Below are 24468 nucleotides of genomic sequence, written 5' to 3'. Positions count from 1 at the left end.
ACCCCTTACGCTCAGAAACTATGACTCTTTCACAATGTCACTAATACAATTTAGCACACTTGCCTTAGACTGTCAACTAGGAAACCTTGACAAGGTGAAATTTTATTTCGGGACACTATACATAAATAAAACCCCTGCAACAGGGGTTCATTGATAAAGTTGGTGGCGGCGAAGAGATTTGAACTCCTGACACTGCGGGTATGAACCGCATGCTCTAGCCAACTGAGCTACGCCGCCAGAATATATGGAGCTGATAACCAGGATTGAACTGGTGACCTTATCCTTACCAAGGATACGCTCTACCGACTGAGCTATATCAGCGATTCCAGCATTTTGGTTGCGGGGACAGGACTTGAACCTGTGACCTTCGGGTTATGAGCCCGACGAGCTACCGACTGCTCCACCCCGCGATAATGTGTATTATCTCGAAATGTTGGTAATAATCAATTTGGTTGCGGGGACAGGACTTGAACCTGTGACCTTCGGGTTATGAGCCCGACGAGCTACCGACTGCTCCACCCCGCGATGTTATCGCTTGTGACGCTTGCGCATCACTGGCTGACAAGAAATTATTATAGAGCATCGCCTGGGGTTCGTCAACCCCTTTTTACCAAAAAAAATAAAAAAAATTTAGCAGGGAAAGAAAATCCCCTGCTAAATCTGCGTTCTATTCTATTATATAGGACTTCATTTCTTGGGTTCTGCCTGGCTGGCCTCAGCCTCTTCCGGTGCATCAAAGAGATACATATAACGCTCTTTGAACTCCTTGGGTTCCATGCGATATGCATTGGCAAGGCCCGGATCGTTCAGGTCTTCTTTTTCCAAGCGCATCATGAGGCCGCGGGCGATCTTGTACTGGATCGACTCGATGTTGACCTTGCGGACCATGGTCTTGCCGGTTGCCGGGTCCTTGATATCCTCAAAGCGCATCGGCACTGCCTTGTTGTCCTGGATCGTGATCAGGGCACCGCTGTCGCCAGCCATGAGGAACTTGACTGCCGAATAGCCGAGCGAGCGCGCATAGTCGATATCGTAAGCAATCGGTGCCGTGCAGCGGAGCTCATAGCCAATCTCCTTATCGATGACGGAAATCTTGATGCCGAGCTTCTTGACTTCGGCCAGGACAGCCTGCTTGAGAATCTCACCAAAGTCGAGCTCACTGTAGCGGATATGGCCATGCTCATCAGTGACCACCGTACCGAGCTTCTTGAAGTCCTCCGGCGCGATCTTCTCGATGACACCCTCGGCAATGACTGCCACGCCGTAATTCTTGCCCGTCAGATAACGTTTGACGATCGAACCAGTGATGATGTCTACCACCTGCTGCAGAGGGATCTTCTCTTCGGGGAACTCCTCGGGGATGACCGTAAGTGCTGCTCCGGCGCTGCGGCCCATACCGAGAGCCAGATGGCCAGCCGTGCGGCCCATGGCAATCGTGAAATACCAGCGGTTATTCGTCGTGCGGGAATCTTCCATGAGGTTTTCGATTTCCGTCGTAGCAAAGGCCCGGGCTGTCTCAAAGCCGAAGGTCGGAACGCCTTCCGGCAGCGGCAGGTCGTTGTCGATGGTTTTCGGGACATGGACAACATTGATCGTACGGCCCATCTTGCGTGCGTACTCCGATACCGCCGCCGAGCTGTAGGCCGTTTCATCGCCACCGATCGTCACAAGATGCGTGACGCCAAGCTCTGTGAGCGTCTCGACGACCGTGCGCAGATCGGACTCTTTCTTCGTCGGATTGAAGCGCGACATCTTGAGGATGCAGCCGCCCGTCAGGTGGATACGGCTGATGTTTTTCGGCTCAAGGCGGACATAGTTCTTCTCGCCACGGCCGATACGTGAAAAGCCGTCATAGATTCCGAGTACATCCCAGCCATGGCGGGTTGCCTCATTGACTACACCTGAGATAACGCTGTTGATGCCTGGCGCCGGTCCACCGCCGCAAACAATGGCAATAACATTTTTGATACCGATCATGGAATCTCCCCCTTTAATTTGGTTACAGGGATATACTTCGGCTTTTTTTATCATATTCCTGCTTGTATTATTATTTTTTTGAAAAATTTATGACAATTATCCCCGCAAAAAAACTCCCGGGATTCCATAAACCCCGGGAGTTCTGCATACAATATTGTCAATGACGCCCCATCTTGGCACGGTGTCCCAGATTCGTCTTCGTCTTGGCTTTCACGCGGCGGCTGCGGTCATTGCGCCCCTTATGCGCATTGCCCTTGCGGTTGGCGTATTTGGAGAGCGGCTTGCTCTTCTTTTTCTTCTCTTCGCGTTTCTCGCGGATTTCCTGCAGGATCTTGGCCTGCTTCTCCTGCCGGCGATGATGGCGCTCCGAGTGCTCCTTGCGGATGCGGTTCTTGATGCCCGACTCGATGCGGCGCAGCAGATCGTACTGGCGGGCATTCACAAAGGTCACCGCCTTACCCTGCTGCCCAGCCCGGCCCGTACGGCCGATGCGATGGATATAGCTCTCGGCGTCATGGGGAATATCATAGTTGAATACATGCGTAACGCCCTCGATGTCAAGGCCGCGGGCTGCGATATCCGTCGCGCAAAGGATCTGCAGCTCTGCTTTGCGGAACCGCTTGAGCACCAGTGCCCGCTGTACCTGTGACAGGTCGCCATGCAGCTCGTCGACCAGATAGCCGCGGGCCGCCAGCGCCATCGTGACCATATGCGCACGCTGCTTCGTATGGCAGAATACCATGGCCAGATAAGGATTGTCACTGTTGATACACTCACAGAGACGATCGATCTTCACCTCTTCGGTCGTATTGATGATGACCTGCTCGATGGCATCAAGCGTGACATGCTCGCTCTTGATCTTGATATTCTCCGGGGCGCGCATATACTGATGCGCCAAGGCCTTGATGCGGTCCGGCATAGTCGCCGAGAACAGCGTCAGCTGGCGGTCGTTTGCCGCAGCTTTGAGCAGCACCTCGACATCCTCGATGAAGCCGAGCCGCATCATTTCATCGGCCTCATCCAGCACTACCTTGTTGACTTTTGACAAGTCAATCGTACCCCGGCGCAGATGGTCCAGCAAACGCCCCGGCGTGCCGATGATGAGCTGCGGATGACGGCGGAGCTTCTGCTTCTGCCGCTCGATGTCCTGGCCGCCGTAGATGACCAGCGAGCTCACCCCCGAGGCCTCACCGACGAGCGCTGCTACCTTGGCGATCTGGATGGCCAGCTCCCGGGTCGGTGTCACCACAAGGGCCTGTGCTACTTCAGCCTGCGGCTTGATCTTCTCGAGGATTGGCAGCAGAAAGGCCAGCGTTTTGCCCGTGCCGGTCTGCGCCTGCGCGATGACATCACGGCCAGCCCGCACGAGCGGGATAGCTGCCTCCTGTACCGGCGTAGCCTCCTTGATGCCCTTATAGCGCAGCGTCTCGCAGACGCTGTCGCTGATTCCTAATTCCTTGAACGTAGTCATTACGACGACAATACCTCCGTCCCCGTCTCCGTGATGAGAATCGTCTTCTCCCACTGGGCTGACAGGCTCTTATCTTTCGTCCGCACGGTCCAGTTATCCTTGGCGTCGACCGTGACATTCTTCTTGCCCATATTGATCATCGGCTCCACCGTGAGCACCATGCCCGGCACGAGCAGCATGCCCGTATTGGCTTCGCCTTCATGGGCGACAAACGGTTCCATATGGAAATCCTTGCCTACGCCATGGCCGCCGAGGTCCGTGACGACCGTATAGCCATTGGCATGGGCATGGTTGCCGCAAGCCGCGCTGATGTCACCGACAAAATGCCACGGTTTGGCAGCAGCGATGCCGAGCTCCATGCACTCCTTCGTCACGCGCACGAGTTTTTCCGCCTCAGGGCTGACCTCGCCGACCATGAACATCCGCGAGGCATCCGCATAATAGCCGTCCAGCGTCGTCGTGATGTCGATGTTCAGGATATCGCCGTCCTTGAGGATGGTCTTCGGTGACGGGATGCCATGGCAGACTACCTCATTGAGGGAGATGCAGCAGCTCTTCGGGAAGCCCTCATAATTCAAGCAGGACGGATAGCCGCCGCGCTCCACGATATAGTCATGCACGGCCTTGTCGATCGTCGCCGTGTCCATGCCCGCCTTGATCATCGTCCCCGCCAGATCCAGCGCACCATCATTGATGACGCCTGCCTTGCGGATGCACTCGATGTCATGCGCATTGTTGATGATTTTCTTCGGGGGGCGGCACTGTCCCAGGAATACATCGAACTTCATCTCGCTCAGACGCTCGTCAAAGTCCTCATGGCATTTCTTATACTTCTTGCCGCTGCCACACCAGCACAAATCATTTCTTTGCATAAATCGCAATATCTCCTTTATTTTTAGATTGCCTTCATTTCCTAATCAAATGCACCCATCTATTATAAAACGAATCCGCAGCGAATGAAAGCCCCTTTGTCCAGGATATGCTCGGCAAAGTTATGACCTATTTGACCTGTCAGGTGCTAACATGATATAATGGGCTCGGTTTTGATTGGAACCTATTCTTTCTTATTTATGAAACATCAACTATATTATTAAGGAGGATTTCCCTTGCATAAGTTAGGTCGTCTTTTATTAGCCGCCACATTCTGCCTGTCCGTTCCTGCTGTCTGCGACGCCGCAGCCTTCCGTCTCGGTGATACCGGACAGGAGATCAGTGAGATCCAGCAGGCACTTGCCAGCTCTGGTTACGATGTCAGCGTCGATGGTGACTTCGGCCCGGCAACTCAGGAGGCCGTCCGCCAATTCCAGCGCGATCATCATCTGACTGCCGATGGGCTTGTCGGTGACCAGTCTTATCAGGCACTCCTGCACCGCGCTATGCCAACGTTCGTGCAGCACAAGTCATATCTGGCCGGCATCAGCGCTATCGTCGGTACGGCACAGCAATTCCTTGGTGTGCCTTATGTATGGGGTGGATCCTCACCGAACGGATTTGACTGTTCCGGCTTCGTCCAGTACGTTTACGCCAAGCACGGCATCAACCTGCCACGGACTGCTGATATCCAGATCTCCGCTGGCCACCCGGTCAACAAAGCCGACTTGCAACCTGGCGACCTCGTCTTCTTCGCGGGCGATTACGTGAATATCTCCCATGTCGGCATCTACGTGGGCAACGGTCAGATGATCCACGCCTCCAGCACGCACGGCATCGCTTACGATTCCCTGTCCCGCGATTACCGCGTTGCCCACTATGCCGGTGCCTGCCGCGTCATCGGCTGAGCTCCGCCCCGGGTTCCTTAACCGATCTACATACCGATGCATACGAATCCGTTGACACCAGCGTCAGCGGATTTTTGCTTGCAGAGCGGCGCAGCGCCCTTTTATCATTTGACATGCTTGCCGCATTGGTATATATTAGACAGGATATTAAAATCAACAAAAGGATGTGTCTTTCATGGCAACATGGCTAAAACGGCTGGGTGGAGTTTTGCTAGCCGTTCTGCTTGCAGGAATCGGCGGCTGCCTCTATCTCATGCATGGTGCAGCAGATTCCGTTCCCGTATTAAACTACCATCAGATCAATGATCGCGACGAGAACGCGCTGACCGTACACACAGACCAGTTCGAAACGCAGATGAAGTATCTGGCTGACAATGGCTACCACACCATCACACCGGACGAGATGATTTCCGCCTGGGACGAGGGACGGCCGCTGCCGGATAAACCTGTCATCATCACCTTCGACGACGGCTATGCCGATAATTACCGCAATGCTTTCCCCATCCTGGAGAAATACAACTTGCGCGGCACCATTTTCCTTATCTCTGACTACGTCAGCACCTATCCCAATTATCTGACCTGGTCCCAGGCAGCGGAGATGCAGGAGAGCGGGCTCATCAACTTCGAGAGCCACACCCTCTCCCATGCCCAGCTCGACAGCACGAGCCCCGAAGAAACCTGGAATCAGCTTGACGGGTCAAAAAAAGCTTTGGAATGGAAGCTCGGCAAGACGATAAACTTCCTTGCCTACCCTTGCGGCTCTTATGATGAGGAGCTGCAGCAGCGGGTGAAAGACGCCGGCTACAAGGGCGCTTTCACCGTCAACTACGGCCTCGCCGGCCAAGGCGATAACCGCTACGTACTCAACCGCGTGCCCATCTTCGGCTGCACGAACCACACGTTCCTGCGCTTCAAGCTGCGCTTGCAGTACTCTCCGATCTTCGCCCCGCTGGCAAAATTGCATAAGGACCTTCTGGACGGGAATCATACCTTCCTCGCCAGATTCATCCCCACGCCATAACAAAACGGTGGCTGGAGTGATCGATCACTCCAGCCACCGTTTTTTCTATGTGCAGCATCATGCTTTGGTGAAGGTGAACGCGCCATCTGCAAAGCCGATAGCCACCGTGTCGCCCTCCTGTACATCCCCGCGGATAATGGACTTGGACAGTTCCGTCTCAACGGTATGCACGAGCAGGCGGCGCAGCGGCCGGGCGCCAAAGTTCGGGTCGAAGCCCTGCTCAGCCAGAGCCGACAGAGCCGCTTCATCCCAGCCCAAGGTGATCCTGACCTGCTTCTGCAACCGCTCGCCGAGTTTCTGCAGGAGGATAGCGGCGATATTCTTGACCTGCTCCTTCTGCAGCGCCTTGAAGACGATGATATCGTCCACGCGGTTCAGGAACTCCGGCCGGAAGTATTCCTTGAGGATACTGTCCACGGCTGCCTTGGCTTCCTCATAATCCTTGTTGAGGATTTCCTGGGAACCGAGATTGCTCGTCATGATGATGACCGTGTTCTTGAAGTTGACCACACGGCCCTTGCCATCGGTAAGCCGCCCATCATCGAGGATCTGCAGCAGCACGTTGAACACATCGCGATGCGCCTTCTCGATCTCATCGAGCAGGATAACACTGTACGGACGGCGGCGCACAGCCTCGGTCAGCTGGCCGCCCTCATCATAACCGACATAGCCCGGAGGCGCACCGATCAGGCGGGCAATGCTATGCTTTTCCATATACTCGCTCATGTCGATGCGGATCATGCTGCGTTCATCGTCAAACAGCGACTCAGCCAGCGTCTTGGCCAGCTCAGTCTTGCCGACACCAGTGGGGCCAAGGAAAATGAAGGAGCCGATTGGACGGTTGGGGTCTTTGATTCCCGCCCGCGCTCTCAAAATGGCCTCGCTGACAGCCTTGACAGCCTCATCCTGGCCAACGACCCGCGTATGGAGCCCTTCTTCGAGATGGATCAGCTTTTCGCGCTCTCCTGTCATCATCTTGGCCACGGGAATCCCCGTCCAACGGCTGACGACCTTCGCGATATCTTCCTCGCCGACCTCCTCCTTGAGCAGCTGCTCATCCTTGGACTTCGCAGCGATGATATTCTCCTCATCCGCCAGCTTCTTCTGCAATTCGGGCAGCTTGCCGTATTTGAGCTCCGACATGCGGTTGAGGTCATAGGCGCGCTCAGCCGCCTCCATCTGGCTGTTCACTTCATCGATTTCTTTCTTTATCGCGCGGACCCGCAGGATGGCCTGCTTCTCGCTCTCCCATTTCGCCTGGAGCTCTCCTTCCTGCTGCTGCAGCGCCGCCTTTTCACTGGCAATCGAATCCAGTTTCGCCTTCGATGCCTCGTCGTTTTCTTTCTTCAAAGCCTGCTCTTCGATCTCCAGCTGCATGATCTTGCGCCGGATCTCATCCAGCGGTCCTGGCATCGACTCAATCTCCGTGCGCAGCTTAGCTGCCGCCTCATCGACAAGATCGATGGCCTTGTCGGGCAGGAAGCGGTCCGAAATATACCGGTCGGAGAGCACGGCTGCCGATACCAGCGCAGCATCGCGGATGCGGACACCATGATGCACCTCATAGCGCTCCTTGAGCCCGCGCAGGATAGAAATCGTATCTTCCACCGACGGCTCACCGACCATAACCGGCTGGAAGCGCCGCTCCAGGGCCGTATCCTTTTCAATGTATTTGCGGTACTCGTTGAGGGTCGTCGCGCCGATGCATCTGAGCTCGCCACGTGCCATCATGGGCTTCAAGAGATTGCCCGCATCCATAGCGCCCTCTGCCGCGCCGGCACCGACTACCGTATGCACTTCATCGATGAACAACAGGATCTGGCCGTCGGATTTGACGATTTCGTTCAGCACCGCCTTGAGGCGCTCCTCGAATTCACCGCGGAACTTGGCACCGGCGATCAGCGCCCCCATGTCGAGGGAGTACAGCGTCTTGTTCTTCAGGGACTCCGGCACGTCCCCTGCCACGATACGGCGGGCCAGCCCTTCGACGATTGCGGTCTTGCCGACACCCGGCTCGCCGATCAGCACCGGATTGTTTTTGGTGCGGCGTGACAGGATCTCGATCGTGCGGCGGATCTCTTCGTCACGGCCAATGACAGGGTCGAGCTTGCCATGGCGCGCTGCCTCCGTGAGGTCGCGGCCGAATTTCTCCAGCGACTTATAGCCTTCCTCCGGGTTCTCATTCGTGACATTCTGCTTGCGATTCTTCTTGATCGAGCTCTGGATGCTGCTCTTCGTGAGCTTGAACTCCCGGCAGATGGACTGCACTTCGTCACTGCCATCACTGACAACCGCCAGCAGCAGATGCTCCGTCGATACATAGTCATCCTTCATCGCCTTGGCCAGCTCTTCCGCCCGCCCCAGAACGCGTACCATATCCATGCCCATGCCCAGACGGTCCGAGCCCTTGACGCTCGGGATCTTGTTCAATACCTGCTCCAGCCGGGCCTTGAGCATCGGCATATCCGTCTGGCAGTCTGCAAAGATCGTCGCCAGCAGCCCCTCCGGCTCCTTGGCCAGCGCGAGCAATACATGCGCTGAGCTGATCTCCTGATGGTAGCGCATGGCTGCCAGCTGCTGTGCCGACTGCAAGGCCGCCATGGTCTTCGCCGTATATCTTTCCTGTCCCATAATCTATTTCCTCCGTAATCTCATGCTATCCTTCGAACGGTTCCGTTTCTAATTCTTATTATACTGCTTAAAGTCAAAAAGTCAAATATTATTTCTGACCTTTTGACTTTAAAACTGAAAAGAAAGCGGGATTGCTCCCGCTGCTCTTCAGTTCTGCGCATCATAGCGGATATCCGCAATGAACATGCGCTGCCAAGGGAATGTCACTTGCAATGTCTCCGGCCTATGCAGCTGTGGCAGATGCTCGCGGGCAAACGCCTGCAGCAGTGCCGTCGATTGCTCCACCATATACGGCTCATAATCGCCCAGATAGAGATATACCTGCGGATCTTCCAACTGTTCAATCTCCATGGCCAGTGCCGTGCGCACATTGGCCTGATAACCCCAATCGTCCAGATAGCGGGTCAATAGCAGTGCGTTGGCCGCCGCTTTGGGCATGCGCGCAGCGAGCATGCCCTGAGCCAGGGAAAAACCCAGGCTATTGGTCGCTGTATTCCAGCCGGCATACGAACGCAGGGAGAACAACAGGTTCTCCTGTTCCAAGTGGCGCATGAGCGCATTGTCCGCACCGTTCGTGAAGGCTATATCAGCTACGCCTACGGCATAGCCCTTGTGCAGCAGCTCCCGCAGCTGCCGCAGGAAAGCATTGGTTCCCGCACGATCCTGCCCGTTGTTCAGCGGCGCCTGCTCCCAGTCGCGGATATGGTTGGCCTCGCCAGTGACGCCATCCGGATTCGTATTCACCAGCAGCGTGAAATCCGCCTTCGCCGGTTCCGCCACAAGCCTTCCCCCCGCAATCTGCAGATCCGTTTGCAATGTCGCCTCGACGCGTTCATCCGAATACGTCGGTATTGTCCGGCCGCCCATGCCTTCATTATACCGGATTGCCACCTGCGGGACGACATGTTCCCAGGCATTGGCGGCCCGGCTCATAAGCAGCAGGCCCAGTTCATCGATGCCCGCTACCAGCTGGAAGTGCTCGGCCGGAATCCCCTCGGCATAAGTCTTCAGCCAGCGGCTCTCGCGATGGGTCTGCGACAAGCTCGCATTGTCGTCCTTGCCCACCAGCAGATACTCCATGGCACCAGCGCGCACGTCGTCGATGAGCATTTTCGTCGTATCGACATTATGCTGCCGGCGCTTCATCCAATCGGCCAGCACCCAGTCCGGGATTGCCGACTCCAGTTCCATCGCCTCATCCGCCTCGGCGGCACTGAGCCCGCGCATCTCAGCCTTGTCCATAAGACCCGTGTAGCGGAAGATCTTGGCCCCGTAATCAATATAATAATCCGGGTCCTCACCGCCCGACGCCTCGCCGCTGCGCGGCGTGCGCATTAGCGACGCAAAGGCGTAGAGCTTGAGGCCAGGATTGTCCCGATGCAGCTCCGCCAGCCTGCCAGCCCGCTCCTGCAGTACCGGCAGCGGTGTATTGTGTTTGCGCGAGGCTACCAGACCGCCGTAGAGCAGCGAGTCCGTCGCAATCACCGCGATATCGGCCTTCGGCGCCTGCTCCTTGGTCCATTGCCACAGACGCTCGGGATTGCCGCGTTTCTTGAGCCCGCCCAGCAATTCCTTGTCGGGCATCACCACTTCATAGCCGAGCTTGCGTACCACATCAGCGGTCTGCTCGCAGGATGTCGGCCGGTTGTCCTGCGGCACAAACAAGATCCTGGCCTTCGGCTTTGCCGCCTGGTCAGCCTTATGCCTGCCCGCGGCCACGGGAACAGCTGGCAGCAGCATCAGGAACAGCAGCACCAGGATTCCCGCCTTGGTCAGTATATTTCGCATGAATGTTTCCTTTCACCATCATAAAAAGCATGACGGCTTCTATTATAGCACACTCAGGCAAAAGAAAAAGCCCTCCCCGCAGGGAAGGCCAGATAATCTTTCCTCCTCAGCCCAGACGCGCCAGGAAATTCTGCATCATCGTGCGTCCATCCGGCGTCAGGATGGACTCGGGATGGAACTGTATCCCCTCGATATCATATTCCTTATGGCGGATTCCCATGACCATGCCATCGGCCAGCTCACTGGTAACGGCAAAGCACGGCGGCAGTGTCTCCCGGTCGATCACCAGCGAATGATAGCGGCCAATCGGGATTCCCTGGGCTAGTCCGGCATACAAGCCCTGACCGGTATGCTTCAGCGGCGAAGTCTTGCCATGCACGATTTCGCCAGCCCGCACCACCTGGCCGCCAAAGACTTCGCCAATGGCCTGATGGCCGAGGCAGATGCCCAGCATCGGCAGCTCGCCCTTCAGCCCGGCAATCACCTGCTCTGTGATGCCGGCCTCCGCCGGTACCCCCGGCCCCGGTGAAAGCACAATGCCCGCATAGCCGCGGCGGCGGATTTCCTCTACGGTCGTCTGATCGTTGCGTATGACCTCGACCTCAGCCCCAAGTTCCGACAAGAGTTGGTAGACATTGTAGGTGAACGAATCGTAGTTATCTAAAAGCAACAACATCGTTTTCCACCTCCTCTACTACCTCAAACAGCGCCTTGGATTTCTGCAGGATCTCCTGGTATTCCTTCTCGGCCACCGAGTCAGCCACGATGCCAGCCCCCGACTGGATGATGGCCGTGTCATCGTTTTCGATGCGCATCGTGCGCAAGGTGATGCACATATCCATATTGCCGGCAAAGTCCATATAGCCGACTGTCCCCGAATATGTGTCGCGCTTCACCGGCTCAAGCGCATGGATGATTTCCATCGCCCGCAGCTTCGGTGCCCCGCTGACTGTTCCCGCCGGGAACGTCGCCTTGAGCACATCCATCGGCGTATAGCCCGCTTTTATCTTGCCCACCACCTCAGAAACCATATGCATGACATGGCTGAAATACTCGACCTGCTTGAGCTTGGTCACGCGGACCGAGCCCGGCTCGCTGATGCGGCCGATATCGTTGCGCGCCAGATCCACGAGCATCGAATGCTCTGCAACCTCCTTGCTGTCCGCCTTGAGGCCTGCCGCCAGCTCGCTGTCCTCTGCGGCCGTCCTGCCCCGGCGGCGCGTACCGGCAATCGGATAAGTATAGACGGTACCACCGGTCACCTTGACCAGCATCTCCGGCGAAGCGCCGACAAGCTTCACGCGGCCAAAGTTAAGGTAAAACATATAGGGGGACGGATTCACCTGCCGAAGCCGGCGGTAGAAATCAAAGCAGGGCTTGGTGATTTTCTGCCGGAACTGACGCGAAGGCACAATCTGGAAGATATCTCCGGCAAAGATATGCTCCTTGGCCTTGCGGATCGCCGTGAGGAAATCCTCAGGCACTTGCCCATACTTCCCGAGGAAATCCACAGGTTCCTGGCGCTTTGCAGGCTTTGCTGCCCGCAAGGCCACCGGCGCTGCGAGCTTCTGCTGCAAAGCTTCTATCTTCGCCTCGATGCTGTGGTACAGAGCCTCAGGCTCTTCGCCAGCCTTGATGTCAGCAAAGCAGACAATCCTTGCCCGGTTGCGCAGCGCATCGTAGACAACCAGGATGCGGCAGAGCATGAACTGCCCCAAGAGATCCTCCTCCCCGATGTCCAAGCCCCGCACCCGGTCAAAGGTCCCAACGATCTCATAATTGAAATACCCCACCAGTCCACCATTGGCCAGAGGGATCGCCGCATCCTCGATGGCCGGCTGGAACCGTGCCATGTACTGGCGGATCGCTGCGACCGGATTGCCCTCGATGGTCTTCATCAAATCATTTTCCTTGATCATCAAGCGGTTCTTGAAGACCTGCAGCCGTGCAAACGGCTCTGCTCCGATGAACGAATAGCGGCCGAACTGCTGATGCGTCGTGTCGACCGACTCCAGGATGAAGCCTTTGTGCTCATCGACCAGCTTATAATATACCGACACTGGCGTATCCATATCCATATTGAGTTCTGCCGACACAGCGATGAGATTCTTCGTCTTTGCCAACCGGCAAAAGTCAGCACACGCTGGCTCAAGCTTCATATGTCTCACTCCCATCCAGAAAAAGCCCCTGCCTGGCGTCTTATCACCAGGCAGGGGCTTTCACCGGATGGACGCCGTCATGGCTGCGGCGTGTTGATATCCTTTACCACCTTATGCTCGTCGCGTCCCAAACACCAGCCGAGCGTCTTGATTTCCGAATACAGCATGACTCGCTGCTCGCGGTTATCGATCTCCGCATGCATGAGTACCTGATACTGCTTTATCGCCTGCCGGTAGCGGGCCGATATCTCCTGTACGCTCCTTGGTTTTTCCGGACGGTTCTGCGTATGGCGGCGAATGAGATCTTCGGCCGCATCTACGGTTTTTATATCAGTGACGATCATAGCTATCTTCCTTTCTGGAATCGAATTTCCTAGAAATAACTATTCGTCATCGCTTCTAAAAATCCTTTTCTCTGTTTTCACTGCGCATAATTCGCATCGAGCGCCACGCGCATCTCATGGACCAAGGCCATGGCTTCCGTAAGCTCATGGTCGAGCAGGCGCTTGACCACAGCACTGCCCACGATGACAGCATCCGCATGCGCAGCGGCTTCCACAGCCGCCTCAGCCGAGCCGATGCCAAAGCCCACCGCCAGCGGCGTATCCGTATACTTGCGCGCCTTGTCGCAAACGCCGCCGATCACACGGTAGTCCACCTTCTTGACCCCTGTGACACCATTGTTGGAGACACAGTAGATGAAACCGCGTGCATCCTTGCAGGTATCCTGCATACGCGCCTCCGTCGTGCCCGGCGTGATGAATTCCGCCAGCACGAAATCATTCTCCTGGCAGATCCGGCGCATCTCTTCCGACTCCTCATGCGGGACATCCGGCACGATGATGCCATCCATGCCAGCAGCTTGGAAATCCTTGACGAATCTCGCAAATCCATAGTGGTACATATTGTTGATATACCCCATACCCACCAAGGGGATATCCGAGAACTTGCGGATCTCGCGCAGGATTTCCAGCTCCTTGGCCAGCGTCATCTCATTCTTGAGCGCCACCACCGATGCGGTCTGGATGACCGGGCCATCGGCCATCGGATCAGAGAACGGCAGCCCGAGTTCGATGAGATCAGCGCCATTCTGCTCAGCCTGCCGGACTGCCTCGATTGTCGTCGCCACATCCGGCGCGCCGCAGGTGATATAGATATAAATGCCTTTTTTGCCAGCAGCTTTGAGCGCTGCCATCTTCGCCTCAATACGGTTCATAACTCGATATCCTCCCCCAGTGCCCTGGCCACCATGGCTACGTCCTTATCGCCACGGCCCGACAAGCATACGACTACGGACTCGCCAGCTTTTGTTTCCGGCATCAGTTTCTCAAGGTACGCCAACGCATGGGAGCTCTCCAAGGCAGGAATGATGCCCTCGATCTGCGACAAGCGCTGGAAGGCCGCCAAGGCCTCTTCATCCGTGACCGATACATATTTGACGATGTTCTCATCTTTATAGTAGGAATGTTCCGGCCCTACCCCCGGATAGTCAAGACCTGCGGATATCGAATACGCCTCGACGACCTGGCCATCAGGCGTCTGCAGCAGGTAGCTGAAGGCACCATGCAGGATTCCCGGCTCACCAGCACCGGAGAGCGTCTTGGCATTATCCGCCACCCCATCACTGCGTCCGCCTGCCTCGACACCAAACTTCCTGACAGCACTGTCCTTGCGGAAATCGTAGAATGTGCCGATGGCATTGCTGCCGCCGCCGACGCAGGCGACCAGATAATCCGGCAGTCCCCCGGTCTGCGCTTTGATCTGCTCGCGGATCTCCTCGCCAATGACCTTCTGGAAGTCGCGCACGATCGTCGGATACGGATGGGGGCCGACAGCCGAGCCGATGATATAATGGGTGTCGGTGATATTCGTCGCCCAATAGCGGATGGCCTCGCTCGTCGCATCCTTGAGGGTTCCCGTGCCGCTTGAAACGGGGATGACCTTGGCGCCGAGCAGCTTCATGCGGAACACGTTGAGCTTCTGCCGCTCGACATCCACAGCCCCCATGAACACATGGCACTCCATGCCAAACAGCGCAGCAACGGTAGCCGAAGCCACACCATGCTGGCCGGCCCCCGTCTCCGCCACGATGCGTTTCTTGCCCATGAGCTTAGCCAGCAGCGCCTGCCCCAGCGCATTGTTGATCTTATGGGCTCCCGTGTGCAGCAGGTCCTCACGCTTGAGGAAAATCTTCGCCCGGCCATAATGCGCGGTCAGTTTCTCTGCGTAGTAGAGATTCGTCGGACGCCCTGCGTATTCGCGCAGCAACGCGCGGAACTGCTCCGTGAATTCCGGATCGTTCTTATATCTATGGTAAGCGGCCTCAAGCTCATTGAGCGCCGGCATCACGATTTCCGGCACATACTGCCCGCCATACTGGCCAAATCTTCCCTTGGTATTCATTCTGTCTATCTCCTTATGCCATCATTTTCCTGTCATTGCCTGCATCGATATCCGCCAGCGCATTCGTCATCGCACCGATATCACCAGCCCTCACCAAGCCTTCACCGACCAGGATGCCATCGCAGCCAGCCTCACGCAATACCCTGGCATCGTCTGCACAAAGCACGCCGCTTTCGCTGATCAGCACCCGTTCCTTGTCGGCATAGGGCAGAAGCTGCAGCGTCTGCTCGATCGACGTCGTGAAGGTCTTGAGGTTGCGGTTGTTGATACCGATGAATTCTGCCGGTGTCGTCAGGGCTGCGGCCATATCCGCCTCATCATGCACCTCGACCAGCGCATCCATGCCCAGGCTCCAAGCCGTATAGAGATATTCCTTGAGCTGTTCTGGGGACAGGATGCGGGCAATCAGCAGCACAGCATCGGCCCCCAGCATCCGCGCCTCATACAACTGATAGTCATCGATGACAAAGTCCTTGCGCAGCAGTGGCAGCTCCACGAGCTTGCGCACCTTGCAGAAATCTTCATTGCACCCCAGGAAATGGGGATCCGTATGCACGGATAGCATACTGGCACCGTTGGCTGCATAGATAGCCGCCAGCTGCTCCACCGTGTGCGTCTGGTTCAGCCGCCCCTTGGCTGGCGACTGGAGCTTGCACTCTGCAATGAGATTCCATGCATCTTTCTTGAAGACCTTGCTCATGCGGAATGTCCCCGGCTGCATGCGTGCCTTCACTTCCGCCAGGGGCATTTTCCGCTTGGCCTCAGCTACGATAGCTTTTTTCTTTTCGACAATTTCGCCTAAAATATCTTTCAATGACGTTTCCTCCCGCGTGGCAGGCTCCGTACGCGACGCATGAAAGCCTGTATCTTGCTGATTGATTTCTCCTTGTTCTCCTCGAGACCGCCCGATACATCCACACCATACGGATGAAAGATACGCGCCACCGTCCGCAGATTCCCCGTATTGATGCCACCGGCAATCAGCACGGGTTTCTCCACTTTGGCTATCTCTTCCGCGGCATCCCGCCAGTCAAAGGTTTCCCCCGTACCCCCCGGCTGCCCCGGACGGTAAGTATCGATCAAGATCATTTCGGCAGGGAACTCATTGGCTGCCTGCGCACTGAATCCATCATCGTAATGGAACGCCTTGATCACGGGACATTGCACCTTGCGGGCATAAGCCGCGTTCTCATGTCCATGGAGCTGGACGAAGTCAAGATGTACCTGCTGGACAATCTCGTTGACCTTCTCGATATCCTCATCGACGAAGACGCCTGTCTTCCAAGCCTGCTGCAACTGCCCGGCGATGACGGCTGCATGTTCCGGCTCAATATAACGATGGCTCTGCGGCCAGAAAATAAACCCGATGAAATCTGCTCCGGCTTCCTCGGCAACCTTGGCTGCCAGCAACGATTTCATCCCACACATCTTTACCTTCATCTGCTCATCCCCTATATGTAATACAAAAGCCCCGGCTGGAAAAATCCAGTCGGGGCGAATCTACTTCGCGGTACCACCCGTTTTCATACGTCAAAGACGCACCTCATTCCGGCGCAGGCCCAAAGAGCCGATGCCGTAGCCCGTTAACGGAGGCAGCCGTTCCAGCCTACTTACAGCCCAGGCTGTTTTCGGTGGACTCTCGCGGGACCATTCAAAACACCTCGCTGACCGGACTTCACACCACTGGTTCCCCAGTCTCCGGCTCGCTTGACAGCGACCTGCATTCCTACTATTTCCCGTTCGCCGATTTATCTTTGTTATCGACTGTAAAGTTGTTAACCCGTCGATGTTTCATATACTACACGCTTTTGTTTTTCTTGTCAATACATATTTTACATTTTTCAGCAAAAAAATGCAGACATTATTCCATTAACGTATAGAACGATGCTTCCAAACAAAAAACTGCCACACGCAGAAGCGTGTGACAGCCATACCATATGCAATCATTCAGCCGGCTGCGGCTCGCCCTGAGGCGCACCGTCCGGAGCTCCCATCATGCCCTCGGCCGGCGGGCCGCCCTGCGGTCCATGGCCTGGGCGTGCCCCTTTCTCAGGTCTGAGCACGTTCTTGTCCACACCCAGCTCCGCAGCAACGTCCGTCCAACGATTGTTGATCTTCTTCATGTCCAGGACAGCCTGTACGTCCTTGCCCGCAGCCTTGGCCAGCAGACCCGCACACTCGATGTCCCGTGCCTGGTAGCCGTTCTTGAGCAGCGCCAGGACTCTGTCCTTGCCGATATTCGCTTTCTTCTCGATGTGCATGGCCTGCATCGTGAGCATCTGCGTCTCCACCTGCTCGCGCGTCACGCCAAGGCTCTTGCCGATCTCCGGCCAGTTGTTCTTCTCGGTCTTCATGCCCAGCACATCCTTGAAGGATTTGCCACTGATCTTGGAGAGCATCGCTGCCTGGCCGATATCGCGGAAATCCTTGTGCGCCGTGATGGCTGCCTTTACCTCAGCCTCATCGACGCCAAACGTTTCATGGATGTTCTTCGCTGCTTCATCCGCACTCATCTGGACCGGCGGATGCTGTCCCATCTGTCCCTGCTGATGCATCGGCGGCGGCGTCTGGCGCTGCATGTTCTCAGCAGCCTTCACGCTCGTCGCATTGAGGCCTACCCCCGTAAGGACCGCACCGGCCACTACACCTGCTAACAGTTTTTTCTTCATGCTTTTCATATTATCCATCACCTTTCTGTACTCGCTTGCTCCAGGCAAACAGCCTTGCTTCGGTTGCTTGCTATGGTTACAGTATAAGGGCTTGTATTTAAATTAGTTTTAAGTAGCAATTAAATTGTGATTCAAATTCAATGGAAAGCAGCTGAAAAGATTAATTTCATTTATTTTTAGAAAAAACAAGGAAAAACATCACACAATGTCGTATAATATATTTAGATTTTAGGAAAGAGGTGTCTTTAATGACAGAACAGGAAATTGAGAAACTTGTCCAGGAAAAACTTGACGAGGCCTACAAAGCAGAAGATCATCCGAAAAAATTCTTCATCACGGAAAATGGCCGTGGCGTAACGGACGGTGGCGATCTGTACAACGCTCTGCTCTCTGACATGATGCGTATCTCACAGAAAGCCCTGACGGAAATCCTCAAAGAGGCGCTGAAAAAGTAAGCAGCAATCATCAACAGCAAAAAAGAACCAGCAAGTACGCTTGCTGGTTCTTTTTTTGCCCCGCGACAAAAAAAATCCGCAGCCGAAGCTGCGGATATATTGTTCGTATAAAACGGATCAACGTTTCGAGAACTGGGAAGCCTTACGAGCTTTCTTGAGACCGTATTTACGGCGCTCTTTCTCACGCGGGTCACGCGTTACGAAACCAGCCTTCTTGAGGGCCGGACGAAGATCAGCATCCATCTCCATGAGTGCACGGGTGATACCGTGACGGATGGCGCCTGCCTGACCAGTTACACCGCCACCTGCAACGTTTGCGATGACGTCATACTTGTCAACAGTCTCCGTAAGGTTGAGCGGCTGACGAACGATGAGTTCGAGAGTCTTCAGACCAAAATACTCTTCCATGCTACGACCATTGATCGTAACTTTGCCTTCGCCCGGAACCAGACGAACACGGGCAACGGAAGATTTTCTGCGGCCAGTGCCGTAGTAGCTTACTTGTGCCATGTAGAATGTTCCTCCCTTTCCAGATTAGCGAATGTTCAGCTCAAGCTTTTCCGGCTTCTGAGCTGCATGCGGATGCTCGCTGCCAGCGTAAACGCTGAGCTTGCGGTACATCTGAGCACCGAGGCGGTTGTGCGGCAGCATGCCTTTGATAGCGTGCTCCAGAACGCGCTCCGGGAACTTCTCGAGCATCAGGCCAGCGGACGTGAACGTCGTGCCACCCTGGTAACCGGAATGACGGAAGTAGGTCTTGTCCGTCAGTTTCTTACCCGTGAATTTTACTTTCTCTGCATTGATGACGATGACGTAATCACCCGTATCAACGTGCGGAGTAAAGGTCGGTTTATTTTTACCGCGAAGAACTTTTGCGACTTCAGCTGCGAGGCGGCCGACAGTCTGGCCTTCAGCGTCTACAACATACCATTTGCGCTCGATATTGGATGCATTTGCCATAAACGTTGTCTTCATGCGATTTCCCCCCTAATGATTTCAATTCTTATTTTATCGGTATATGACGCTCTCGAAAACGGCTTCCGGGGCTAATGGATGCCTGAGTCCGTAACATCACATAGAAATATTCTACTCATAAAAACGCAACAAGTCAAGGGATTTTTTACATTTTCTCCGAGAAAAATGCCAGCTTATTCACAGCGATCCTGTGGATAAGCATCATTCCCCCTTGAAATAGCCGATGGTGTTCTTGAGGCCCTTCTTGAGGCTCGTCTGCGGCTTCCAGCCAAGATTCTGGACAGCCATGCTGTTATCCAGCACCGAGCGGCGGATGTCCCCCGTGCGGACAGCACCGTAGGACACATCGACCTTCTTCCAGGTGATATCCTCCATGATCTTCACAAGCTCGTTGAGGCTGGTCTCTGTGCTGGTGCTCAGGTTATAGACCGCATTGACATTCTCCGTTGCCAGGGCCGCGCAGATGCCCGCAGCGATATCCCCCGCATAGATGAAGTCACGCGTCTGCTCACCGTCACCATAGATCGTAATGCCCTTGCCGGCCGCGACCCGCTTCGCGAAGATGCTGATGACACCGCCCTCGCCCGTATCTCCCTGGCGCTCACCATAGACGTTGGCAAAGCGCAGCGCAACATAATCCAGGCCAAAGACTTCCTTGTACATCGCCAGATACTTCTCCACCGTCACCTTGCTGAGCCCATAGAAGGACATCGGCTGCAGTGCCTGCTGCTCCTTGATGGGCAGCTCTGTTTCCGCCACGTCGCCATAGCCGGCAGCAGTCGAAGCAAAGATGACACGGCCGACCTCGCTCTTGCGGGCAGCCTCCAGCACATTCACGGTGCCGACGACATTCTGCATCGCATCGAACGCCGGATCATCGATCGAGACGTTGACCATCGTCTGGGCAGCCAGATGCACGATGGCATCAAAGCGCGCCTTCATGATGCGCGGGATGATCTCCTGCGAGCGGATGTCCATCTCCCACTCCTCGCAGCCTGCTGGCAAGTGTCCCCAGTCGCCCGTGCTGACATTGTCAAGCACGGTGACTTCATTGCCTGCAGCCAGCAGCTGCCGCACCAAATGGGAACCGATGAACCCTGCTCCGCCTGTCACTAAAACCTTCATGTCCAAACCTTCTTCCTTTTATCTGAGCTCACCTAGATGAGCTGTGCTGTTCAATAACTCTACCGTCGGATTGCCGTCTGCATCGTAACGCACGATGTTGACCGCCGTGTTGAACTGCCGGATGCTCCACAGATATTGCAGCGGCATGTGCAGCGCCGCCGCCAGCATCGTCCGCAGCACGGCACCATGGGCGGCGATCATGATGGTCTGGCCTTCATGCTTAGCCAGCAGCTCGTGCAGCCGTTCCAGCGCCCGCTGCTGCACAGCGGGGAACGACTCGCCGTTAGGCACCTCCAGGATATCCGGATGCGCCAGGAAGTTGCGCATGGCATCGGGCCATGCAGCCACGATCTCCTCATAGGTCAGGCCTTCCCAGTCCCCAAAGCTCAGTTCCCGGAAAGCCGGCTCCAGCTGGACGGGCAAGCCGAATCTCTGCGCCACCGTCTCAGCGGTGACGCGCGCACGCACCAGGTCGCTGGCATAGATTGCGTCAAGCTTCGCCACGGGAAACTCCGCAGCCAGCTTTTCAGCCTGCGCCAGTCCCGCCGCCGACAGGGCCACATCCGACTGCCCCTGATACCGGCCACTGACATTCCATTCCGTCTGTCCATGACGGACGAATACAACTTTCACCATGAATCAAAATTCCTCCAGTACGGCAAGCAGGCGATCGTTCTCCTCCGGCCGGCGGATGGCAATGCGCACATAACAATCGTCTTCGATGCCTGTATAATTGGCACAATCGCGCACGAGAATCCCCCGCGCCCGCAATCTTGCCGTAAATCCACTGCTGCTGAGCCCCGTTCCCGAGACATCCAGCAGCATGAAGTTCACACTTGGCTGGAAAGCCTTGATGCCGCGCAGGCCGTCGATGCGTTTGTACAGACGCTGCATCTCTTCGATGAGCTGCTGGCGGCTCTGCTGCTGATACTCCGTATCCGCCAGCGCCGCCACCCCCGCCTTCTGCGCGAGAAGGTTGACATTCCAGACATCCTTGCCAGCATTGAGGCGCCTAGCCAGCTCTTCCTGCGCTACGCCAAAGCCCAGACGCAGCCCCGGCAAGGCATAGAACTTCGTCAGCGACTGCACGACGAACAGCCGCGGGTACTCCGCCACCAAATCGCGCACCGTATAGCGGCTGTCAAAGAGCAGGAAACCCAGGAAGGACTCGTCAACGACCAGCCACTGCGTGCCATCCTTGATCGCCTCCAGCAGGCGTACCAGCTCGTTGCGCGTCACCAGCGTGCCCGTCGGATTGTTGGGATTGCCCAGGATGATGCAGTCCGTCACCGGCAGCGCCGCCAGCATCTCCTCCCAATCGATGCGGAAATCATTCTCGGCACTGAGGGCAAAACAGCTCACCTTGCAACGCGCTGCCAGCGCCGCCCGCTCATACTCACTGAACGACGGCACCGGCAGCAGCACACGCCGCGGCCGAACGGTCTGCAGGAACAGATAAAAAAGCTCTGCCGCACCATTTCCCAGCACGAGCTGCTCCGCGGGCACGTTATAGCGCTCCGCCAAGGCTGCCTTGAGTTCCCTTGCCTCGGGATCGGGATAATTTATCACATCGTCTACTGCCGCCAGCAAAGCGGCCCGCACCGAAGGTGCCAGTCCCGCCGGATTGATATTGGCTGAAAAATCCAGCCAGTCACCAGCAGGCACGTCCTCCCGATAGATATTCCCGCCATGTTCGAACTTTTCCATGTCTGCCACCTCTTACCTAGCATGCCATTTCTCGCACCGGCGGACAAAGGACGCTGCCGCCGCCGGACAGCCGGCAAAGTGCAGATGCAGATAGCTGCCCAATGCCTGCCCAGCCTGCTGGCCCGCTGCATAGACAGCTCCGTTGCGCAGCTTCGTGAAGGCAAAGGGACGCTCCAGCTCCCCGTTCTCCTGTTCCAGCGAAAAATGGAATTCGTGACCTTTAAGGGTCATGCCCTTTTCTCCTAGTATCGTATCACATTTCTGCTCAGCCGTCACGTAGCCGACCATCTGCAATTTCTTCGTCATCACGGCCCGCCCAGAAAACACGCCGGCCATCGGATAGCAGTCCCCCGCAAAATCCTGCAGCTCTGCAAACAGGTACATATACCCGCCACATTCGGCATAGATAGGCATGCCCGCCTCCGCCTGCTGGCGGATTGCCAGGCGCATGGCTGCATTCGCTGCCAGCTGCGGGGCAAACATCTCGGGGAATCCGCCGCCGAGCAGCAGGCCATCGACGGCTGGCAGGGCCGTATCGTGCAACGGGCTGAAGGGTACCAGCTCTGCCCCCAGGCGCTCCAAGACCTGCAGGCTCGTCGGGTAATAGAACGAAAACGCTTCATCGCGTGCCACGCCGATGCGGCAGCGCTTCTCCGGCGCATCAGCTGCCGCCAGCCCAGGGACGGCGAGTGGTGCCGCCTGCTGCGCCAGCCGTCTTATCGCCGCGATGTCAAGCTGGCGGCCGATTGCCTGCCCCATTGCCTGCACAACCTGCCGCTCCTCGTTTTCCTGTACGGGCAGCAGGCCCAGATGGCGCTCAGGCATCCGCAGCGCATCATCACGGCGCAGGGCACCGTAGACCTCGATGCCGATAGCAGCCATGGCTTCATGGATCATCGCCTCATGCGTGTCAGACCCCAGCCGGTTCAGGATGACACCTGCCAGCTTCACTTCCGGATCATAGTCACGGAAGCCCTGGGCTATCGCCGCCGCCGATGCCCCCATCGATTTGGCATCGATCACCAGCAGCACGGGTGCGTCCAGCAGCTTGGCAATGGCAGCAGTCGAGCTCACCCCCTGGCGGCCGCCATCGTAGAGTCCCATGACGCCCTCAATCACAGCCAGGTCAGCGCCAGCGGCCTCAGCCGCGAACAAGGCCGGTACGATCTCGGCTGGCGTCAGCCAGGTATCCAGATTATGTGCCGGCCTGCCACTGGCCAGGGCGTGATAGCCAGGATCGATATAATCCGGTCCCACCTTGAAGGACTGCACCACCAGCCCGCGCGCCCGCAGTGCCGCGAGCAGACCCGTAACGATTGTCGTCTTGCCTGAGCCGGACTGGGTCGCAGCTATGACGAGCCGCGGCAATACCGCCTTTTCCTGCTTCTGTACCATCTTTGTTTCCTCCTGTCACGCAAACAATCCCTGCCACTGTCCGTCATCGCCTGCCGCCATCCAGATGCCGCCGCCCTGCAGGCGCGAGCGCAACAGGAACTTCAGCTGCGGGAAGCGCTTCCCTATGCAACGTTCCGCCTGCCGCAGCTCATCATCCGCAAAGCCTGCCGGCCACAGCACACCGACCACAGTACCGCTGTGCGCCACATTCAGTCCATGCGCACCAAGACGCCGGCTAAAGGCCAGCAGCTCCTCCAAGCCTTCCTTTGGGAGCAGCCGCTGATTGGCCAGCGCACTGGTCGTCGCCGCAGCCGCCAGCAGCGCCTCATCGCGCAGCTGCACCCCGCGCTGGAACTGCTCCATCGCCGCAGCCGACGCGCTGCCAGCCGGCGACATTGCCATTGTCTCATGATAGCGGATGGTATCCACCTCACCGCCCGTATCGTAAACAGAGATACGAAAAGCCGGCAGGCCCCGATAGCCTGCCAGCATTCGCCCATCCATATGATTGATGCACACGACACCAGGACAGAAAACACCATCCGTGGGCTCGATATCCACAGCCAGCCGCATGATCTCCTCCCAATACGGCTGATAGCCAAAAGCCAGCGCCACCGCGGCGATGGTCGCTGCAATGTCAGCACTCGACGAAGCCATGCCCTTGCCGCGCGGCAGGCTCGACTCCAGGCGGATTCCCCAGGGAAGCTCCTCCTTGCCGAGACTCGTCAGCGTCTTCTCCAAGGCCATCAGCGACTTGCGGCCCAGCCCGTGGATGCCCGCCAAGGCATCCGAAACGCGCACCGTCGTATAGCAGCCAATCGGGCAAGTGACCAGAAACGGCTCGCCTTGCAGCTCGCCCTGCAGCAGCTCGCCGCAGGAACCGGGGACACGGACAGTGATTTCCATAAATTCAA

General features: G+C 56.6%; 23 protein-coding genes, 4 tRNA genes and 1 other annotated feature. Of the genes, 3 read left to right on the top strand and 24 right to left on the bottom strand.

Annotated features, from left to right (window positions below):
* Nucleotides 1-160: 160 nt before the first annotated feature.
* The 7 genes from BM181_RS08815 to map form a co-directional block, all read right to left on the bottom strand.
* Nucleotides 161-237, bottom strand: a tRNA-Met gene (locus BM181_RS08815).
* 8 nt (nucleotides 238-245) lie between these two features.
* Nucleotides 246-321 (bottom strand) — tRNA-Thr (locus BM181_RS08810).
* A 13-nt stretch (nucleotides 322-334) separates the two neighbouring features.
* Nucleotides 335-410 (bottom strand) — tRNA-Met (locus BM181_RS08805).
* A gap of 39 nt (nucleotides 411-449) precedes the next feature.
* Nucleotides 450-525 (bottom strand) — tRNA-Met (locus BM181_RS08800).
* 162 nt (nucleotides 526-687) lie between these two features.
* Nucleotides 688-1977 (bottom strand): diphosphate--fructose-6-phosphate 1-phosphotransferase, encoded by a 1290-nt coding sequence (pfp, locus tag BM181_RS08795; protein WP_075444020.1) that lies wholly within the window; start codon nucleotides 1975-1977, stop codon nucleotides 688-690.
* Between the two features lie 157 nt (nucleotides 1978-2134).
* Nucleotides 2135-3448, bottom strand: a complete 1314-nt coding sequence (locus BM181_RS08790) for a DEAD/DEAH box helicase (RefSeq protein WP_075444017.1) — start codon at nucleotides 3446-3448, stop codon at nucleotides 2135-2137.
* The gene (gene map / locus BM181_RS08785) at nucleotides 3448-4320 is read right to left on the bottom strand and encodes a type I methionyl aminopeptidase (protein ID WP_075444014.1); all 873 of its coding nucleotides are present in this window, start codon (nucleotides 4318-4320) and stop codon (nucleotides 3448-3450) included. The genes BM181_RS08790 and map overlap by 1 nt, the downstream gene beginning before the upstream one ends.
* Nucleotides 4321-4554: 234 nt before the next feature.
* On the opposite strand from map, the gene BM181_RS08780 reads away from it, so the two are divergent.
* Both BM181_RS08780 and BM181_RS08775 read left to right on the top strand, forming a co-directional pair.
* A complete protein-coding gene (locus BM181_RS08780) occupies nucleotides 4555-5226 on the top strand; it encodes a C40 family peptidase (RefSeq protein WP_075444011.1) in 672 nt (223 codons plus the stop codon).
* Between the two features lie 175 nt (nucleotides 5227-5401).
* On the top strand, nucleotides 5402-6247 hold the full coding sequence (locus BM181_RS08775) for a polysaccharide deacetylase family protein (RefSeq protein WP_075444009.1): 846 nt from the start codon (nucleotides 5402-5404) through the stop codon (nucleotides 6245-6247).
* Nucleotides 6248-6304: 57 nt separating this feature from the next.
* Here BM181_RS08775 and clpB read toward each other — a convergent pair whose 3' ends face one another.
* The 10 genes from clpB to BM181_RS08725 all read right to left on the bottom strand — a co-directional run bounded on the left by clpB (nucleotide 6305) and on the right by BM181_RS08725 (nucleotide 17906).
* Complete coding sequence (gene clpB, locus BM181_RS08770; RefSeq protein WP_075444006.1) at nucleotides 6305-8878, bottom strand: ATP-dependent chaperone ClpB; 2574 nt, start codon at nucleotides 8876-8878, stop codon at nucleotides 6305-6307.
* 147 nt (nucleotides 8879-9025) lie between these two features.
* Nucleotides 9026-10666 (bottom strand): DUF4127 family protein, encoded by a 1641-nt coding sequence (locus BM181_RS08765; protein WP_075444003.1) that lies wholly within the window; start codon nucleotides 10664-10666, stop codon nucleotides 9026-9028.
* Between the two features lie 106 nt (nucleotides 10667-10772).
* The gene (locus BM181_RS08760) at nucleotides 10773-11342 is read right to left on the bottom strand and encodes an anthranilate synthase component II (RefSeq protein WP_075444000.1); all 570 of its coding nucleotides are present in this window, start codon (nucleotides 11340-11342) and stop codon (nucleotides 10773-10775) included.
* Nucleotides 11323-12825 carry an anthranilate synthase component I family protein gene (locus BM181_RS08755; RefSeq protein WP_075443997.1) on the bottom strand — a complete coding sequence of 501 codons (1503 nt, stop codon included), beginning with the start codon at nucleotides 12823-12825 and terminating at the stop codon, nucleotides 11323-11325. Before BM181_RS08755 ends, BM181_RS08760 begins: the two co-directional genes overlap by 20 nt.
* Nucleotides 12826-12902: 77 nt before the next feature.
* Nucleotides 12903-13169, bottom strand: coding sequence for a hypothetical protein (locus BM181_RS08750; protein ID WP_255449334.1), 267 nt, complete (start codon nucleotides 13167-13169; stop codon nucleotides 12903-12905).
* 77 nt (nucleotides 13170-13246) lie between these two features.
* A complete protein-coding gene (trpA, locus tag BM181_RS08745) occupies nucleotides 13247-14041 on the bottom strand; it encodes a tryptophan synthase subunit alpha (protein WP_075443994.1) in 795 nt (264 codons plus the stop codon).
* Nucleotides 14038-15228 carry a tryptophan synthase subunit beta gene (gene trpB, locus BM181_RS08740; RefSeq protein WP_075443991.1) on the bottom strand — a complete coding sequence of 397 codons (1191 nt, stop codon included), beginning with the start codon at nucleotides 15226-15228 and terminating at the stop codon, nucleotides 14038-14040. The genes trpA and trpB overlap by 4 nt, the downstream gene beginning before the upstream one ends.
* A gap of 13 nt (nucleotides 15229-15241) precedes the next feature.
* A complete protein-coding gene (gene trpC, locus BM181_RS08735) occupies nucleotides 15242-16042 on the bottom strand; it encodes an indole-3-glycerol phosphate synthase TrpC (RefSeq protein ID WP_075443988.1) in 801 nt (266 codons plus the stop codon).
* Entirely contained in the window at nucleotides 16039-16668 is a 630-nt protein-coding gene (locus BM181_RS08730) for a phosphoribosylanthranilate isomerase (RefSeq protein WP_075443985.1), read from the bottom strand. Before BM181_RS08730 ends, trpC begins: the two co-directional genes overlap by 4 nt.
* 47 nt (nucleotides 16669-16715) lie before the next feature.
* Nucleotides 16716-16981: a binding site (T-box leader), on the bottom strand.
* 190 nt (nucleotides 16982-17171) lie between these two features.
* Nucleotides 17172-17906, bottom strand: coding sequence for a hypothetical protein (locus BM181_RS08725; RefSeq protein WP_075443982.1), 735 nt, complete (start codon nucleotides 17904-17906; stop codon nucleotides 17172-17174).
* Between the two features lie 239 nt (nucleotides 17907-18145).
* Here BM181_RS08725 and BM181_RS08720 point away from each other — a divergent pair, with 239 nt between their 5' ends.
* Nucleotides 18146-18352: a hypothetical protein gene (locus BM181_RS08720; RefSeq protein WP_075443979.1), complete on the top strand. Its 207-nt coding sequence runs from the start codon at nucleotides 18146-18148 to the stop codon at nucleotides 18350-18352.
* Nucleotides 18353-18469: 117 nt separating this feature from the next.
* On the opposite strand, the gene rpsI is transcribed toward BM181_RS08720, so the two are convergent.
* The 7 genes from rpsI to BM181_RS08685 form a co-directional block, all read right to left on the bottom strand.
* Nucleotides 18470-18862, bottom strand: a complete 393-nt coding sequence (gene rpsI / locus BM181_RS08715) for a 30S ribosomal protein S9 (RefSeq protein WP_075443976.1) — start codon at nucleotides 18860-18862, stop codon at nucleotides 18470-18472.
* Nucleotides 18863-18886: 24 nt separating this feature from the next.
* Nucleotides 18887-19327 carry a 50S ribosomal protein L13 gene (gene rplM / locus BM181_RS08710; RefSeq protein ID WP_033170485.1) on the bottom strand — a complete coding sequence of 147 codons (441 nt, stop codon included), beginning with the start codon at nucleotides 19325-19327 and terminating at the stop codon, nucleotides 18887-18889.
* A 201-nt stretch (nucleotides 19328-19528) separates the two neighbouring features.
* Entirely contained in the window at nucleotides 19529-20452 is a 924-nt protein-coding gene (locus BM181_RS08705; RefSeq protein WP_075443973.1) for an NAD-dependent epimerase/dehydratase family protein, read from the bottom strand.
* Nucleotides 20453-20470: 18 nt separating this feature from the next.
* Nucleotides 20471-21088 (bottom strand): histidine phosphatase family protein, encoded by a 618-nt coding sequence (locus tag BM181_RS08700; protein ID WP_075443970.1) that lies wholly within the window; start codon nucleotides 21086-21088, stop codon nucleotides 20471-20473.
* 3 nt (nucleotides 21089-21091) lie between these two features.
* Nucleotides 21092-22159 (bottom strand): threonine-phosphate decarboxylase CobD, encoded by a 1068-nt coding sequence (cobD, locus tag BM181_RS08695; RefSeq protein WP_075443967.1) that lies wholly within the window; start codon nucleotides 22157-22159, stop codon nucleotides 21092-21094.
* 12 nt (nucleotides 22160-22171) lie between these two features.
* Complete coding sequence (locus BM181_RS08690; RefSeq protein WP_075443964.1) at nucleotides 22172-23554, bottom strand: cobyrinic acid a,c-diamide synthase CobB; 1383 nt, start codon at nucleotides 23552-23554, stop codon at nucleotides 22172-22174.
* 15 nt (nucleotides 23555-23569) lie between these two features.
* Complete coding sequence (locus BM181_RS08685) at nucleotides 23570-24460, bottom strand: GHMP family kinase ATP-binding protein (protein WP_075443962.1); 891 nt, start codon at nucleotides 24458-24460, stop codon at nucleotides 23570-23572.
* Between the last annotated feature and the right edge of the window lie 8 nt (nucleotides 24461-24468).

Origin of the sequence: Pseudoselenomonas ruminantium, from assembly GCF_900113715.1 — a bacterium.
GTDB lineage: Bacteria > Bacillota > Negativicutes > Selenomonadales > Selenomonadaceae > Selenomonas_A > Selenomonas_A caprae.
Note: the sequence above shows the minus strand (reverse complement) of the source record. Positions and strands in the feature narration are given on the sequence as shown.

Excerpts from the sequence above, each read along its gene's own strand:
- pfp (WP_075444020.1), bottom strand. The coding sequence starts at position 1,977 with ATGATCGGTATCAAAAATGTTATTGCCATTGTTTGCGGCGGTGGACCG.
- BM181_RS08790 (WP_075444017.1), bottom strand. The coding sequence starts at position 3,448 with ATGACTACGTTCAAGGAATTAGGAATCAGCGACAGCGTCTGCGAGACG.
- map (WP_075444014.1), bottom strand. The coding sequence starts at position 4,320 with ATGCAAAGAAATGATTTGTGCTGGTGTGGCAGCGGCAAGAAGTATAAG.
- BM181_RS08775 (WP_075444009.1), top strand. The coding sequence starts at position 5,402 with ATGGCAACATGGCTAAAACGGCTGGGTGGAGTTTTGCTAGCCGTTCTG.
- clpB (WP_075444006.1), bottom strand. The coding sequence starts at position 8,878 with ATGGGACAGGAAAGATATACGGCGAAGACCATGGCGGCCTTGCAGTCG.
- BM181_RS08765 (WP_075444003.1), bottom strand. The coding sequence starts at position 10,666 with ATGCGAAATATACTGACCAAGGCGGGAATCCTGGTGCTGCTGTTCCTG.
- BM181_RS08760 (WP_075444000.1), bottom strand. The coding sequence starts at position 11,342 with ATGTTGTTGCTTTTAGATAACTACGATTCGTTCACCTACAATGTCTAC.
- BM181_RS08755 (WP_075443997.1), bottom strand. The coding sequence starts at position 12,825 with ATGAAGCTTGAGCCAGCGTGTGCTGACTTTTGCCGGTTGGCAAAGACG.
- BM181_RS08750 (WP_255449334.1), bottom strand. The coding sequence starts at position 13,169 with ATGATCGTCACTGATATAAAAACCGTAGATGCGGCCGAAGATCTCATT.
- trpA (WP_075443994.1), bottom strand. The coding sequence starts at position 14,041 with ATGAACCGTATTGAGGCGAAGATGGCAGCGCTCAAAGCTGCTGGCAAA.
- trpB (WP_075443991.1), bottom strand. The coding sequence starts at position 15,228 with ATGAATACCAAGGGAAGATTTGGCCAGTATGGCGGGCAGTATGTGCCG.
- BM181_RS08730 (WP_075443985.1), bottom strand. The coding sequence starts at position 16,668 with ATGAAGGTAAAGATGTGTGGGATGAAATCGTTGCTGGCAGCCAAGGTT.
- BM181_RS08725 (WP_075443982.1), bottom strand. The coding sequence starts at position 17,906 with ATGAAAAGCATGAAGAAAAAACTGTTAGCAGGTGTAGTGGCCGGTGCG.
- BM181_RS08720 (WP_075443979.1), top strand. The coding sequence starts at position 18,146 with ATGACAGAACAGGAAATTGAGAAACTTGTCCAGGAAAAACTTGACGAG.
- rpsI (WP_075443976.1), bottom strand. The coding sequence starts at position 18,862 with ATGGCACAAGTAAGCTACTACGGCACTGGCCGCAGAAAATCTTCCGTT.
- rplM (WP_033170485.1), bottom strand. The coding sequence starts at position 19,327 with ATGAAGACAACGTTTATGGCAAATGCATCCAATATCGAGCGCAAATGG.
- BM181_RS08705 (WP_075443973.1), bottom strand. The coding sequence starts at position 20,452 with ATGAAGGTTTTAGTGACAGGCGGAGCAGGGTTCATCGGTTCCCATTTG.
- BM181_RS08700 (WP_075443970.1), bottom strand. The coding sequence starts at position 21,088 with ATGGTGAAAGTTGTATTCGTCCGTCATGGACAGACGGAATGGAATGTC.
- cobD (WP_075443967.1), bottom strand. The coding sequence starts at position 22,159 with ATGGAAAAGTTCGAACATGGCGGGAATATCTATCGGGAGGACGTGCCT.
- BM181_RS08690 (WP_075443964.1), bottom strand. The coding sequence starts at position 23,554 with ATGGTACAGAAGCAGGAAAAGGCGGTATTGCCGCGGCTCGTCATAGCT.
- BM181_RS08685 (WP_075443962.1), bottom strand. The coding sequence starts at position 24,460 with ATGGAAATCACTGTCCGTGTCCCCGGTTCCTGCGGCGAGCTGCTGCAG.